Annotated in this window: 16 protein-coding genes; 8 read left to right on the top strand and 8 right to left on the bottom strand. The window is 69.1% G+C overall.

The window, feature by feature from the left end; translation table 11 throughout:
* Positions 1 to 15: 15 nt before the first annotated feature.
* Together ACQP1S_RS31385 and ACQP1S_RS31380 are read right to left on the bottom strand one after the other, a co-directional pair.
* Positions 16 to 1527: a sugar transferase gene (locus tag ACQP1S_RS31385; protein WP_432901685.1), complete on the bottom strand. Its 1512-nt coding sequence runs from the start codon at positions 1525 to 1527 to the stop codon at positions 16 to 18.
* A gap of 329 nt (positions 1528 to 1856) precedes the next feature.
* Positions 1857 to 2717: an Fpg/Nei family DNA glycosylase gene (locus tag ACQP1S_RS31380; RefSeq protein ID WP_432901683.1), complete on the bottom strand. Its 861-nt coding sequence runs from the start codon at positions 2715 to 2717 to the stop codon at positions 1857 to 1859.
* 24 nt (positions 2718 to 2741) lie between these two features.
* Between ACQP1S_RS31380 and ACQP1S_RS31375 the strand changes: the two genes are divergently transcribed.
* Both ACQP1S_RS31375 and ACQP1S_RS31370 read left to right on the top strand, forming a co-directional pair.
* A complete protein-coding gene (locus ACQP1S_RS31375) occupies positions 2742 to 4016 on the top strand; it encodes a glycosyltransferase family 4 protein (protein WP_432901680.1) in 1275 nt (424 codons plus the stop codon).
* Positions 4017 to 4365: 349 nt separating this feature from the next.
* Complete coding sequence (locus ACQP1S_RS31370) at positions 4366 to 4497, top strand: hypothetical protein (RefSeq protein WP_432901677.1); 132 nt, start codon at positions 4366 to 4368, stop codon at positions 4495 to 4497.
* Between the two features lie 22 nt (positions 4498 to 4519).
* On the opposite strand, the gene ACQP1S_RS31365 is transcribed toward ACQP1S_RS31370, so the two are convergent.
* The 4 genes from ACQP1S_RS31365 to ACQP1S_RS31350 are packed head-to-tail and all read right to left on the bottom strand — an operon-like array spanning position 4520 to position 6303.
* A complete protein-coding gene (locus tag ACQP1S_RS31365; protein WP_432901675.1) occupies positions 4520 to 4726 on the bottom strand; it encodes a hypothetical protein in 207 nt (68 codons plus the stop codon).
* Between the two features lie 2 nt (positions 4727 to 4728).
* Complete coding sequence (locus ACQP1S_RS31360) at positions 4729 to 5928, bottom strand: helix-turn-helix domain-containing protein (protein ID WP_432901672.1); 1200 nt, start codon at positions 5926 to 5928, stop codon at positions 4729 to 4731.
* A complete protein-coding gene (locus ACQP1S_RS31355; protein WP_432901670.1) occupies positions 5915 to 6085 on the bottom strand; it encodes a hypothetical protein in 171 nt (56 codons plus the stop codon). The genes ACQP1S_RS31360 and ACQP1S_RS31355 overlap by 14 nt, the downstream gene beginning before the upstream one ends.
* Entirely contained in the window at positions 6082 to 6303 is a 222-nt protein-coding gene (locus tag ACQP1S_RS31350; protein WP_432901668.1) for a hypothetical protein, read from the bottom strand. The genes ACQP1S_RS31355 and ACQP1S_RS31350 overlap by 4 nt, the downstream gene beginning before the upstream one ends.
* 144 nt (positions 6304 to 6447) lie before the next feature.
* Between ACQP1S_RS31350 and ACQP1S_RS31345 the strand changes: the two genes are divergently transcribed.
* The 6 genes from ACQP1S_RS31345 (at position 6448) to ACQP1S_RS31320 (ending at position 11079) form a co-directional block, all read left to right on the top strand.
* Positions 6448 to 7326: a helix-turn-helix domain-containing protein gene (locus tag ACQP1S_RS31345; RefSeq protein WP_432901666.1), complete on the top strand. Its 879-nt coding sequence runs from the start codon at positions 6448 to 6450 to the stop codon at positions 7324 to 7326.
* A 14-nt stretch (positions 7327 to 7340) separates the two neighbouring features.
* Positions 7341 to 7523, top strand: coding sequence for a DUF397 domain-containing protein (locus tag ACQP1S_RS31340; protein ID WP_432901664.1), 183 nt, complete (start codon positions 7341 to 7343; stop codon positions 7521 to 7523).
* A gap of 148 nt (positions 7524 to 7671) precedes the next feature.
* Positions 7672 to 7842, top strand: coding sequence for a DNA-binding protein (locus tag ACQP1S_RS31335; protein ID WP_432901662.1), 171 nt, complete (start codon positions 7672 to 7674; stop codon positions 7840 to 7842).
* 259 nt (positions 7843 to 8101) lie between these two features.
* Positions 8102 to 9436, top strand: coding sequence for an AAA family ATPase (locus tag ACQP1S_RS31330; RefSeq protein WP_432901660.1), 1335 nt, complete (start codon positions 8102 to 8104; stop codon positions 9434 to 9436).
* Positions 9437 to 9443: 7 nt separating this feature from the next.
* A complete protein-coding gene (locus ACQP1S_RS31325) occupies positions 9444 to 10055 on the top strand; it encodes an RloB family protein (RefSeq protein WP_432901658.1) in 612 nt (203 codons plus the stop codon).
* A 334-nt stretch (positions 10056 to 10389) separates the two neighbouring features.
* Entirely contained in the window at positions 10390 to 11079 is a 690-nt protein-coding gene (locus ACQP1S_RS31320; RefSeq protein WP_432901655.1) for a hypothetical protein, read from the top strand.
* A 294-nt stretch (positions 11080 to 11373) separates the two neighbouring features.
* On the opposite strand, the gene ACQP1S_RS31315 is transcribed toward ACQP1S_RS31320, so the two are convergent.
* Both ACQP1S_RS31315 and ACQP1S_RS31310 read right to left on the bottom strand, forming a co-directional pair.
* Complete coding sequence (locus ACQP1S_RS31315; RefSeq protein WP_432901652.1) at positions 11374 to 12183, bottom strand: pectate lyase; 810 nt, start codon at positions 12181 to 12183, stop codon at positions 11374 to 11376.
* Between the two features lie 256 nt (positions 12184 to 12439).
* Positions 12440 to 13246: a tetratricopeptide repeat protein gene (locus ACQP1S_RS31310; RefSeq protein WP_432901649.1), complete on the bottom strand. Its 807-nt coding sequence runs from the start codon at positions 13244 to 13246 to the stop codon at positions 12440 to 12442.
* Between the last annotated feature and the right edge of the window lie 325 nt (positions 13247 to 13571).

The following is a 13571-nucleotide window of genomic DNA, read 5'->3' as shown; positions in this document are numbered from 1 at the left end:
GCCACGCCAAGGGGTTCAGTACGCGCCCTTGCGGGCCAGCACCACACCGACCGTCCGCCAGAGGATGCTCAGGTCGTACGCCAGCGACCAGTTGTCGACGTAGTACAGGTCGAGCCGGACCGCCTCGTCCCAGGACAGGTCGGAGCGGCCGGAGACCTGCCACAGGCCGGTCATCCCCGGACGGACCAGCAGCCGACGCCGTACGTCGCCCAGGAAGTCGCCGTCGTCGGCGGGCAGCGGACGCGGCCCCACCAGCGACATCTCCCCCCAGAGCACGTTGATCAGCTGGGGCAGCTCGTCCAGCGAGGAGGCCCGCAGGAAGCGGCCCACCGGGAACACCCGGGGGTCCTGCTTCATCTTGAACAGCATGCCGTCGGTCTCGTTCTGGTCGACCAGGCCGGCGAGTCGTTCCTCGGCGTTGACGTACATGGTGCGGAACTTCCAGACCTGGAAGGTCCGCCCCTCGTGGCCGACCCGGGGCTGGCGGAAGAAGACCGGCCCGGGGTCGGAGAGCCGGATGGCCAGCCCGACGGCGAGGAAGACCGGCACCAGCATCAGCAGGCCCAGCCCGGCGGCGACCCGGTCCATCAGGTTCTTGGCCAGCAGCGCCGGCCCGGACAGGGTCGGCTCCTCCACGTGCAGCAGCGGCAGGCCCTCGATCGGGCGGATGTGCACCCGGGGGCCGGCGATGTCGGTGAGCTGCGGGGCGACCACCAGGTCGACGCCGGAGCCCTCCAACTGCCAGGCCAGCCGGCGCAGCTCACCCGGCTCGGCGCTGGCCGAGCCGCAGACCGCGATGGTGTCCCCGCCGACCTCCCGGACCAGGGCCAGCACGTCCCGGCCGGCGTACACCGGGACGGGGGTCTCGATGCCCCGGGCGGCGGCGTACCCGTCGGTGATGTGGATGGCCACCGGCACCAGGCCGGCGCTCGGGTTGCGGGTGACCGCGATGTAGACCTCCAGGCACTCCGGCAGGGTGCCCACCAGCACCATCCGGTGCCCGGCGTGTCCGGCCCGTCCCCGGATGCGGTGCAGCACGAACCGCGCGGTGATCCGGCCGAAGAGGACGAGTACCAACGCCCCGAGGAGCGCGAAGCCGACCGTCCACCGGGAGAGTTGCGTCACGGTGGCGAAGGCGACGAACGAGACCGTCGCGGCGGTCGCGACACCGCCCCGGATCACCCGCTTGAACTCGTCCGGGCCCAGTCCCAGGTAACGGCGGTCGTATGCCCCGTTACCCCAGAGAATGACCACCCAGGTGAGCGGCAGCAGGACGAAGGCGATGGTGTGGAACCAGGTGGGATCTTCCTCCACGCCGTAGAAGCCGGAGGCCGCCTGGTCGAAGATCTGGATGGCGAGGAGACTCGCCAGCGCGGCGGCTCCGAAGTCGAGCAGCAGCAGCACAGCCGTGTACGGGCGGTGCCAGCGGGACACCCGACGGCGGGCGCGTGCCCAGGCCGACCGGGGCACCCCGTTGTGTGACGGCGGTGTCGGCGGCTGGATCTCGAAGCTGTCCACGTGCCGCACGAGTCTGCTCCGGCCTGTGTTGGTTACCGGGCGCTGGAGGCTTGTCGTCACCTCAACCCATGTCCTCCCGCATGACACGCGCCGCTCACTCGCCGTGAGGGGCCCGGGTCGCCCACCGTTCCCGTCTCCCCACGCTGGCAGCGGGCCAAACGCGGAGCCGAGGGGCTTTGCGTCTGGCGTCGCCAACGAGGAACCGGCCGACTTCACGTCAGTTTTCGAAGCCGGGGACCGAGCCACTATACCGATGGACGGCCACCGGGGTAGAGCGCGGACGGGGAGGTTTCACGCGCCGCGGGCGATACCTCTCCGTAACAATGGCGGTCTGTCACTCAGCGTACGATGCGGGACAACCGACGGTCAGCGAGCGGTTTGCCCCCGGTCTGACACGTCGGGCAGTACTGGAGGCTGGAGTCGGCGAACGACACTTCCCGCACCGTGTCGCCGCAGACCGGGCAGGGCAGTCCGGTGCGGGCGTGCACCTTCAATCCGGAGCGTTTCTCGCCCTTCAGCTCCGCCGCCCGGTGTCCGGCGGAGCGGCGTACCGCGTCACCGAGCACCGTCCGGGTCGCCGCGTGCAGGGTGGCGAGCTGGTCGTCGGTGAGCCGGTCGGTGATCGCGAACGGGGACAGCTTCGCCGCGTGCAGGATCTCGTCGGAGTACGCGTTGCCGACCCCGCAGAGCACCGCCTGGTCGGTCAGCACCCCCTTGACCTGCCCCCGTCGACTGCGCAGCCGTGCGGTGAAGGTGGCCAGGTCGGCGTCGAGCGCGTCCGGCCCGAGCTTGGCCACCCCGGGGACCTGCGTCGGGTCGGTCACCAGGTAGACGGCGAGCTTCTTCTGGGTGCCCGCCTCGGTGAGGTCGAAACCGGAGCCGTCGTCGAGGCGTACCCGTAGGGCGATCGGGCCCTTGCCGGGGCGCAGCGGGACGGTCGCCGGGAACGCCTCCCGGTAGTGCAGCCAGCCGGCGCGGGCCAGGTGCACCACCAGGTGCAGGTCACCGTCGAAGATCACGTCGAGGAACTTGCCGTGCCGCCGGGCGTCCACCACCGCCCGGCCCGACACCGCCGTGGGTGCCGGGTCGTACGTCTTCAGGGCGTTGATCGCGGCGACCTCGACCCGGTCGACACGTCGCCCCACGGCACGCTCACGCAGATAGCCGGCGAGCGCTTCCACCTCCGGTAGTTCGGGCACCACCTCACGGTAGCCTTCGTTCCCGTGAGAATCGTGGTGGCGCACAACCGGTACCGGGAAGCCCAGCCGTCGGGTGAGAACACGATGGTCGACTCGGAGATCGGGCAGCTCACCGCCGCCGGGGTCGAGGTGTTGCCGTTCATCCGCAGCTCGGACGAGATCCCGTCGATGCCGAAGTCGGCCAAGGCGCTGCTGCCGATCTCACCGATCTATGCCCCGCGCGCCCAGCAGGACCTGTCCCGGCTGCTCACCGAGCACCGGCCGGACGTGCTGCACCTGCACAACCCGTACCCGCTGCTCTCGCCCTGGGTGGTGCGGACCGCGCACAAGCACGGGGTGCCGGTGGTGCAGACGGTGCACAACTACCGGCAGGTGTGCTCGTCGGGGATCTATTTCCGCGACGGCGTGATCTGCCAGGACTGCAAGGGCCGGGCGTTGGCGGTGCCGTCGATCGTGCACCGCTGCTACCGGGATTCGCGGGCGCAGAGCGCGCTGATGGCGGCCACCCTGGCCGTGCACCGGGGCACCTGGCGCTCGGTGGACCGGTTCATCGCGCTGACCTCGGCCATCGCCGACCACCTGACCGACTATGGCATCCCGGCCGAACGGATCGTGGTCAAGCCCAACGCGGTGCCCGATCCGGGTGCCCCCACGCCGCTCGGCGACGGTTTCCTCTTCCTGGCCCGGCTGACCCCGGAGAAGGGCGTCGACCTGCTGCTGGACGCCTGGCGGCGGCACCCGGTGGGCAGCCTGGGCACGTTGCGGGTGGCCGGTGACGGCGAGCTGCGCCCGCTGGTCGAGGCCGCCGCCGCCGAGCGCGCCGACGTCGTCTACCTGGGTCAACTCGACCGGGCCGGGGTACGCGCCGCCGTCGAGGCGAGTGCCGTGGTGATCGCCGCCTCGATGTGGCACGACGTGCTGCCCACCGTGATCATCGAGGCGTTGGCCAGCGGGCGGCCGGTGCTGGGCACCGCGCTCGGCGGCATCCCGTACCTGGTGGGTGCGGACGCCCCGCACGAGCCCGCCGGCACCGGCCCGGCCGCTGTCGCCTCGGCCGTCGCGGGTCACGCCCCGCCGCCGGTCGGTCCGCCGGCGATCCCGGCCGGCCTGCTCGGCGGCACCGCCGGCTGGGTGGTCCCGCCGGACCCGGGGGCCCTGGCCGCCGCGCTCCCGGTCGCGCGCGCCGGTGCCGCGCTGCTCTCCGCCCCGGCCCGGCTGCGGTACGAGCAGACGTTCCATCCCGACGTGGTCCTCAAGCGGCACCTCGCCATCTACGCCGCCCTCACCCGCCCCCACTGACCTTGTTGCCGCCAGCGGCAGACCTCGCGGAGATCTTGGAAAAGAATGGCCCTCATAGGGGCCGTTTCGCTCCAAGATCTCCGCGCTGGATTACTGCCGGCGGGACGGCCGGGCGTGTCGCGGGCCGACCGAGACATCTGATCGGAGTGGTATGCCGCGCTGGCATATTTATGCCAGCGCGGCATACCATTTGTGGGCAAGTCGTCTCGGCCGTGGTGCGGGGCCGGCCCTGTTGGTACGACAATGGCGTTGTCGGGACAGGGAGGCGTGGAATGAGCACCGGTTCAGTGCGCGAGTTCTCCAGATAGGCGTCCCTGGTGGCCAGCGGGGCGATCCATAGGCGTCCCTGGTGGCCAGAGGGGCGATCCGCCTCACGGTGATCACCACCAGCGACATCGACCGGCTGCCCCGTGACGACGTACCGCCGCAGGTGTCGCCTCTCGAACTTCTGCTGGCCGCCCGCGAGGACGAAGAGCGGTGAGGTGCTCCGGTGCGGCGGCGTTTCACGCCCGGTGGTAGGGCTTGCCGGGCGGCAGGCAGGCAGCGGCGGCGTCGAGGACGTTGCGGGCAGCGGCCGACAGCCGGCAGTCCGGAATCCGGCAGACCCGGCAGTGGCCGTCCGGGTCGGGCCGGTGGGCGCGGAGGACCGCGCGGGCGGTGAGGATCAGCCGGTTGCGGATCTGTGCCAACGACAGATGTGGCGCGGTCATGGTCAGATCACCCCGAGGGCGGCGGCGAGCGTGACGATCGTGGCCGGGGCATGTGGGGCGCGGGCCACCTGGGCGAGCACTTCCCGGGCGGCGGGCCGGTGGCGTACCTCGGCGGGTGCCATCCGGTCGGCGTCGGCCAGCACCCGGCCGGCGTTGGTCGGGTCGTCGGCCTGGAGGTAGGCGCGGGCCGCATCGATCAGGTGCGCCGCCCGGTGCTCCAGTGGCAGCCACCGCCAGGCGTCCCGCCGGGTCGTCTGCTCGTGCCAGGCCACCGCCTCACCCGCGTGCCCCAGCTCGAGGGCGGCGGCGGTACGGGCGAGGTCGACCGCCGTCGGCCCGAACGCGGTCCGGTGGTGGTCGTGGCCCTCGCCGACCTGCGCGGCCATCCCGGCGGCCTCGTCGAGGAGGTCGGCGGTGGCCCGGTCGTCACCCAGGCGGGCCGCCCCCAGCGCGGCCTGCACCAGCAGCGCCCCGCACAACGACAACTCACCAGGGCCACCGTCGCCGGGTCCGAGCAGGGCGATCCGGTACGCGCCAGCGAGCGCCGCCGACTGCGCCGCCCGGGCCCGCCCCGAGGCGCGGAACACCTGGCCGAGCTGCACCGTGGCGGCGGCCACCAACAGGGGATCGCCGGCCCCGGTGGCCATGGCCCGATCGGCGGCCAGCCAGCCCAGGTCGGCCTCGCCAAGCTTCACCAGCAGCGCTGCGGCGAGCCGGTACACCTCCACCAGCAGCGGGCGGCTCCGCTCGTGATCGTCGGCGGCGACCCGTTGCACGTCGGCCAGCAGACCCGGCAGGACGGTGGTCACCTGCGGGTACCGGGCATGCTGGAACAGCACCCAGGCATGCCCGACGTCCCGCACCACCCGGTCGGCCGGCAGCACCCGGCGGGCCGCCGGTCGACCCAGCGCTATCTCGTACGCCGACAGGGCCTCCCGGATCCGCTCCACCCCCTCGATCCGGGCGGTCGTCGTGGCGGGTTGCGTGTCCCGGCCGAGCAGCACGGTGGTGTCGATCCGCAGCACGGCGGCGATGTCCCGCAACGTCGACACCTTGTCGAGTGACCGGACGCCCCGCTCGACCTTGTCGACCCACGACTTCGACCGGCCGAGCCGATCGGCGAACACCTGCTGCGACAGTTTCCGCCGCCCCCGCCAGTACGCCACCCGCCGGCCGACCGGCAGCAACTCACTGCTGTCCACGACGCCACCGCCGGTCCGGCACCGCCCGGGTGGTCTCCTCGGCCGGTATCCGCTCCGCCTCGGCCTGGGCGAGGATCCGTTGCCGCGCCGCCTCGCGCTCCGCCGCCTGGATCTGCTCGCCCCGGTCCTCGTGGTCACGCCTGCGCCGGGCCGTCACGACCAACACCCCGCCCGGTATTCCCCCGCCAGCGTCAGCAGCGGCCGTTCCGGCAGGTGGGGCACCCGCGCCACCCCTATCACCCGGTACGCCGCGACGCGTTCCGCATGGTTCGTCGCCGGGCGGAGACGGTCGAGCGGGTTCACCCGCCGCCGCCCGAACGGCCAGAGCTTCGCCAGCAGACCGGGCTGCGTCGGGTTCTTCGCGTGCCGAGTCATGGGACCTCCCGAAACGTAGTTCCTTCCATGCGAAGAGTGACAAGAACTATCCGAGAAGTCTAGTCTTCCAAGGAAAGTTTCCATGGAAGTCGAAGGTTCGCCTCGCGTTCCTTGATCTCCGAGGTGGAGAGGAGAACACTGGCGGTGTTCGCAACCCTGGAGGTAGACGTGGCGAGGGCAAGCGGGCCGACGATCGCGCGATGGCAGCTCGGCCGAGAGTTGCACCGGCTCCGTGAGGCGGCCGGTGTCTCGCACAAGGAGATCGCAACCGAGCTGGGCTGCTCGGAGTCAAAGATCTACAAGATCGAATCAGGGGTGGTTGGCGTCAGCCGGTCTGACGTCATCGTCATGCTCACCCGCTACGGCGTCAGCGACGACCGGATACGGCAAACCGCACTTGACCTTCAGCGCCAAGGCAAGGAACGCGGCTGGTGGGCGAAGTTCGGCCAACTCCCGAACCCGTACAGCATGTACATCGGGCTGGAGTCCGCAGCGACGGCAGTCCGGAACTTCGAGCTGGCCGTCGTGCCAGGACTGCTTCAGACCGAGGCATACGCCTATGCGATCGTCAGCGCCGCCTGGCCGGGTCAGAGCGAGGAAGTGCGTCGTCGGGTCGAGGTGCGGATGACCAGGCAGGATCACCTGACCGAAGAGCCAGCGTTGAAGTTCTGGGGAATCGTGGACGAAGGTGTGCTGCGTCGCCAGACCGGCGGCCCAGAGGTGATGCGCGCCCAGCTCCGTCACCTCATCGAGATGAGCGAGCGGCCGAATATCGAGCTTCAGGTGCTGCCGTTCAGTGAGGGCTGGCACCCCGGCACCGTCGGCTCCTTCTCGATCCTGGAGTTCCCCGAGGACATCCACAGCCCCGTCGTCTACGTGGTGAGCCAGGCGGGCGACGCCTATCTCGAACGCGAGGATGACTTGCGGCGCGTTACGCTTGCCTACACCCACTTGCACGCGGCGGCGCTCAGCGTCAGCAAGTCCCGCGACCTGATCGCCGCCGTCGTGAAGGACATGACGTAGGGAGAAGCGTGGCAATGGACCGTTCACGCGGCGTGTGGCGCAAGAGTAGCCGGAGCGACGCCAACGGTCAGTGCGTCGAGGTGGCGGACCTTCGCAACGGGGTGGCCGTCCGGGACAGCAAGGACAAGACCGGCCCCACCCTCGCCTTCGACGCCCGGGGCTGGCGCACCTTCGTCGACTCCCTCAAGCACAACTGACGCCGCCGCTCGTACCGACTGCGGCAGTGACACGCCCCGGCCCCCGTCTCGGCGGCCGGGGCACCCTGCTTTCCTGCCTCGTCGCGGCCCGGTAGTGGCCTGGCGGAGGAAGCTCTACGGTAGTGCCGAGCTTCAACAGCGATTGGGCGTGTCGCGCGTCCGCATCGTCCAGCTCACCAGCCGACCCGACTTCCCGGAGCCCTTCGACCGGTCGGCCGGCGGATCGGTCTGGCTCGTGAACGACGTGGAAGCCTGGATCGCCAAACACCAGCCGTGGAAGGCCCGGGGTGCGGACGAACCCCCACCATCGGAGATCTGAGCGGCCCCGGCCTTCTGATCCGTCTGTGTTGGGGCGAAGTAGCGGTGTCCGGGCGCGGTCGATACCGCTACTTCGGCCCCACTGAGTCGATCACCACGGGCTTGCCGGTCGGCCGGCGCACGGGCGGTCGATCAGTGCCCGTTGACGGGACGCGGAAGCCAGCCACACCGCGCCCCCGATGCAGGAACAGCCCGGGTTTCGTCAGAATCCTGCGAAACGTCAGCCGTGATTGCGGCCTGACCTGCGGTAGCGTGCAGATGTGCTTATCAGGTTCGAGGCCAGCAACTACCGGTCGATCGCCGAGGGTGTCGAGCTGTCGATGGTGGCGGTGGACCGCGACCGCGAGGCGGCCCGGGACGCCCCACACCTCGGCGAGAGCCTGCTGACCCGAGCCGCGATCTACGGGCCGAACGCGTCTGGCAAGTCCAACGTCATCGGCGCGCTCGCCTGGCTGCGCGACGCGGTCGAAAACTCACTTCGGCTGTGGGAAGACGAGATTCCGCTGGAGCCTTTCGCCTTCGGCTCGGGGCCGACCGGCCCCAGCGAGTTCGTCATAGAAACCACTGTTGGCGGCGTCCGCTTCGAGTACATAGTCGAACTCGACGCCCGCCACATCAGCTACGAAGGGCTTTTCCACTATCCCGAGAAGAAGCGTCGCCGGATCTTTGAGAGAGAAGGTTCCGAGCTTAAGCTGCAGCGTGGTCTGGGCGCACTGGCCGGCACTCGCGAGCTGCTGACGGAACGGACACTCGCTCTGTCCGGTGCGCGACGTTTCGACGAGCCACTCGTCACGAATTTCGCCAGGGAGATCCTGCGTATTCAGGTCCTCGGTCAACTGCCGCGCCGGGGCCGTTCGGGGACGCTCTACAACAGGTTGCGGCCACGACCCTTCAGCCGGACTGACACGGTCCAGTGGTTCGACGGGCCAGGTAATGACCAACCATTACTGTTCCCCCTCTCCCTCTTTGGCGAAGGAGAAGTTCCCCTCAGCGACGAACACAAAGAGTGGTCGACCCTCAGTAGGCGACAGCAGGCGCTGGCACTGCTACGCCTTGCCGACCTGGGCATCAAAGATGTCGTCATCGACAGGCAGGAAGTTCTGTCCGGCACCGGCGAACCCATGAGCCAACGTCGCCTACGTCTCCTACACAGGTCCGGCAACGACTCCACGCCGCTTGATTTCTCCGCTGAGTCGGAAGGAACGAGGACCTGGTTCGGCCTGATCGGGCCGGTGCTGACCGCGCTACAGGCAGGGTCGATCGTCATCTTCGACGAACTGGACGCCAGCCTGCATCCGACGCTCTCCGCCGAGTTGCTGCGGGTCTTCCAGAGCCCGGTCACCAACCCCCACGGCGCTCAGCTCATCTTCACCTCGCATGACACCAGCCTGCTCAACCACCTGAACCGGGACGAGGTCTGGCTCACGGAGAAGCAGCTCGACGGCTCCACCCGGCTCGGCGCGCTCGCCGAGTTCGCCGGTGAGCGGGTGCGGAAATCGCAGAACCTCGAAAGCGCCTACCTGCACGGCCGGTTCGGCGCGCTTCCTCAAGTCGACCAGACAGAGTTCCTGCGGGCGCTCGGCCTGATCGGCTGACAAGACGATGAGCCCACGCCGCCGGGAAACGAAACCCCTCAAGCGCACCGTCGCTCGACGCCCAGAATTGCGCACGGTCGTCGTGTTCTGCGAGGGCAGGAATTCCGAGCCCGACTACATCAACGGGCTGAAGAAGCTGCCCGAAATCGCGGACAACACCGCCCTCAACCTCGAAATCCACCCCGACCAGGGCGTCCCGCTCACGCTTGTGCAGATGGCAGCCGACCGCCTGGTCGACCCGGAGGTGGACGAGTGTTGGTGCATCTTCGATGTGGAATGGCCGAAGAACCATCCGAACCTGCATCGCGCCAAGCAACTCGCTCAGGCCAAGGGTGTCGGGTTGGTGATCTCGAACCCGTGCTTCGAGCTGTGGCTGATCCTGCACCACTGCGGACACACCAAGTTCGTCGACACGGCCGAAGCCGAGAAGATGAGCCGCAAGCTTGACGGCCGCACTGGCAAGAGTATCGACAGCAGCATCTATATGCCGCTGCGAAAGCAGGCCGCCCGCCGGGCCGAGCAACTCGAAAAGCGGCACGACAACAATGGCACCGCGTTTCCCGACGACAACCCGTCCTCCAGCATGCATCACCTGCTACGGGCACTCGGCGCAACGTAGCCGACGGCCCGTTGGGCCGGCTCTGCTGGGGCGAAGTAGCGGTGTCCGGGCGCTGTCGATACCGCTACTTCGACCCAACTGAGTCGATCACCGTGGGGCGCGGCGGTGGGAGCGGAAGTCAGCGCCGTTGCCTGTAAAGAAGGCGATAGTCGGGCTCGTCCATGGCAGCCACCGTGCAAGTTTGCGCTGGTGGCGGGGGTGGACCCGGTACGGCCGGCGAGTGGTTACCCGCCGCATTGTGCGCATACGTCTGTCTGGCTGCCGCCGCGTCCCACCACGTAACCTGAGCGACCGCGACCACAGTGGACGCCGGTGGATCCGAGGAGTTCGACGAATGGTGACGGATGCCCCCGACGGATCAGTTCCGGAAGCGGCCGGAGGCGGGCAGCGGGTCCTCGATCTCCTGGACAAGGCGATCACCCTCCAGAGCCCTCTGGTGCGCAAGAACATCGCCCGTGCCCGCCAACGCAACCCGGAGGCGACCCCCGCAGAGGTCATCCGCAACCTGGAGCGGATGTACGTCAGCGCCCTGACCGGGACGGGTGCCGCAGTGGGCGGAGCCGCAGCAGCGCCCGGCGTCGGCACGGGAGTCGCCCTGGCGCTGTCGGGAGGCGAATTCCTCTCTTCGCTCCAGCTGAGCGCACTCTTCGCGCTCTCCATCGCCGAGGTGCACGGCGTTCCCATCGACGAGGTCGAGCGTCGCCGGACGATCGTGATGGGCATCATGCTCGGTGGCTCCGGCTCCGCCACCATCACCAAGGTCGCCGAGCGGACGGGGCAACACTGGGGGCGTCAGATTGTCGGGCAGGTCTCCGGCGAAACGTTGCGCCAGATCAACAAGCTCTTGGGAAGGCACTTCATCACGAAGTACGGCACCAAGCAGGGCATCATCGTTCTCGGTCGAGTGGCGCCGTTCGGCATTGGCGCGGTAATTGGTGGTGGTGCCAACGCGGCCCTCGCCACTCTGGCCGTACGGGCCGCCCGTCGCGCCTTCGGCCCGCCCCCGACGTCGTGGCCAGAGTGACACCGGCACGGGACCGGAGATCTTAGCGACTCAAAACCTGTGGGCCGAAGTAGCGGTATCCCGGTGCGGTTGATACCCCAACCTCGCCCCAACGGAGTCGATCAACCGGGGCGCGGCGGTCAAAGGCGCGGCATCCGACTTCTTACCGGTCTTCCCCTGGTGCTGGCGACGGCGACAGGCCGCGCACACCCCCGTCGGGTGTGCGCGGCCCGCCTCCGTTACGGCGGAACTGCGATGCCGGCCCTTACTTCAGGTGGCGAATACCGGGCCACTGGCACCCGAAGGACGCCGGCTTTACCTGTAGACGATGTTCGACGACGTGTACTTGCAGTACGTACCGTCGGGGCCGCTGCCGGTCTTGACGGGCTCGGCACCGGAGCTGTTGCCCGTGTAGCGGTCGCAGATGGAGATCTTCCGGCTGCTGTCGCCATAGATGGTGATGCCCGAGAAGGTCGCGGTGTCGCCGTAGTTGGTGTTGATGCCGGCGAGCGACTTGCCGGGGGCGGTCACGGTGACGTTCTGGATGACGACGGTCCGCTTGTACTGGGTCGAGCAGTTGCCGCACGACCGGTACAGCTTGCCGAAGTTGCTGACGTCGAAGTTCTTGATGGTCAGCTTGCCGCCGCCGTTGTGCTGGAACACCTTGTCCGAGGCGGACCGGGCACCGCCGCCGTCGACCGTGTAGTTCGCTGACGAGCCGCCCCTGAAGGTGGCGGCGTCCTCGCCGACGTCCTCCCACCACACGTTGATCAGCGTGCAGGTGCCCTTGCAGTGGATGCCGTCGGCGGCCGGCGAACCGATGATCACGTTCTTGATCGTCGCGCCGTCGGCCAGTTCGAGGATCGGCTTCTGGCTCTCGCTCTGGCCGCCGTCGCCCATCGCGCCGCCGGCCTTGAAGCGGATCAGGCCGTAGTCCTTGGTGCCGCTGACCGACTGGGTGCTGGTCACGGTGGTGGTGCTCTTGGCCGTGGGCCAGGTGGCGGCCTGGGCACCGGTCTGGGTCACGGCCAGGCCGGCGGCGACCAGGCCGACGGTGGCGAGCGGCACCAGGGCGAGTCGCCACCGTCGGTGGCGGGGCGTCGCGCCGTTCTCACGTGTGCTCACGTGTCCTCCGAATGGATCAAGGGACGGGTGGTGGTGGGCAGGCATTTGCGCTGGCGGAGCGCTCGCCAGCGCACCGTACGCACCGGGAAAGCGCTTGCCTGCAAGTTTCCACAGTACGACAGTCGTCGATGCCACGGAAGGGCTTCGGTCTCGGTAGGCCCCAGATTCTGTTTGCCGGAATCAACGCACAGCGCTGCCCGGCCGGTAGGGGAAGAGACCCTTCCCCTACCGAGAGCGTTGACAGGAGGCCCTCTCCCTACCGGCCTTCCGCGCGTTGTCGGCGGAGTTTGTCGAGGACAGCGGTGTCGGATTCGAGGTCGGGGTGGTCGACCTGTCGGTCGAGGTCGACCACCTGTTCGAGTTCCCGGATCGCCTGGTCGAGGTCACCGCCCGCCCGGTGGACCATGGCGATGTTGTACCGCGTGACGGCTTCGCCGACCCGGTCACCGACCTCCTGCTGGATGGGCAGGGCCTGGTGGTAGTGGTCGAGGGCCCGCTGTAGATCCCCCAGGCCGTTGTGCACGAGACCGATGTTGTTGAGGGTGTTGGCTTCACCGGCCCGGTCTCCTACCTCCTGCTGGATAGGAAGGGCCTGGTGGTAGTGGTCCAGGGCCCGCCGCCGATCCCCCAAACCGGCATACACGCGGCCGATGTTGCTCAGGGTGATGGCTTCGCCGGCCCGGTCTTCGACGTCCCGCTGGATGGGCAGGGCTCGGTGGTAGTGGTCGAGGGCCCGCTGTCGATCCCCCAGGCCGTTGTGCACGTGGCCAATGTTGTTGAGGGTGGCGGCTTCGCCGGCCCGGTCTCCTACCTCCCGTCGGATGGGGAGGGCCTGGTGGTAGTGGTCGAGGGCCCGCTGCCGATCCCCCAAACCGGCATACACAGTGCCGATGTTGGTGAGGGTGGCGGCTTCGTTGCCCCGGTCGCCGGCCTGCTGGTACATGGCCAGGGCCCGGTGGATGTCCTCCAGCGCTGGCCAGGGCTGACCGGTCGACGACCGCGCCCAGCCACGCTGGTAGAGAGCGGTAGCGTCCGGACCGAGGGTCAGGGTCGCGGTGGCCACGGCCTCGACCGCAGCGAACCGCGAGGTATCCAGCCACACGCGACACACCCGGGCGCCGACGTCTCGGGCAATCGCCGACTGCCGCCCGGCGACAGCGAGCCGATGTACCTCCACGTGTCGGACGAGGGTGGTCGCCGCAGCGGGAGCAACGGGGTGCGGTCGTGCCGGTTCTCGATCCTCCATACCCGATCCCCTCGCTCTTCCTGCTGCTCCGGTTGCCCAGGCGACGATTACCGAGGGTCCGACCGTGGCACCACCGGCGTACGACGGTGGCATTGGTCGTCATTGTTCTTACCCCGATGGTCGGGAGGCGGTCAGCGAGTCG

It is taken from the genome of Micromonospora matsumotoense (assembly GCF_050951065.1).
Taxonomy (GTDB): domain Bacteria; phylum Actinomycetota; class Actinomycetes; order Mycobacteriales; family Micromonosporaceae; genus Micromonospora; species Micromonospora matsumotoensis.
Note: the sequence above shows the minus strand (reverse complement) of the source record. Positions and strands in the feature narration are given on the sequence as shown.

What these genes read in the sequence shown, in the direction of transcription:
- ACQP1S_RS31320 (WP_432901655.1), top strand. Translation starts at nt 10,390, where the DNA reads ATGGTGACGGATGCCCCCGACGGATCAGTTCCGGAAGCGGCCGGAGGC.
- ACQP1S_RS31350 (WP_432901668.1), bottom strand. Translation starts at nt 6,303, where the DNA reads ATGACTCGGCACGCGAAGAACCCGACGCAGCCCGGTCTGCTGGCGAAG.
- ACQP1S_RS31365 (WP_432901675.1), bottom strand. Translation starts at nt 4,726, where the DNA reads ATGACCGCGCCACATCTGTCGTTGGCACAGATCCGCAACCGGCTGATC.
- ACQP1S_RS31325 (WP_432901658.1), top strand. Translation starts at nt 9,444, where the DNA reads ATGAGCCCACGCCGCCGGGAAACGAAACCCCTCAAGCGCACCGTCGCT.
- ACQP1S_RS31340 (WP_432901664.1), top strand. Translation starts at nt 7,341, where the DNA reads ATGGACCGTTCACGCGGCGTGTGGCGCAAGAGTAGCCGGAGCGACGCC.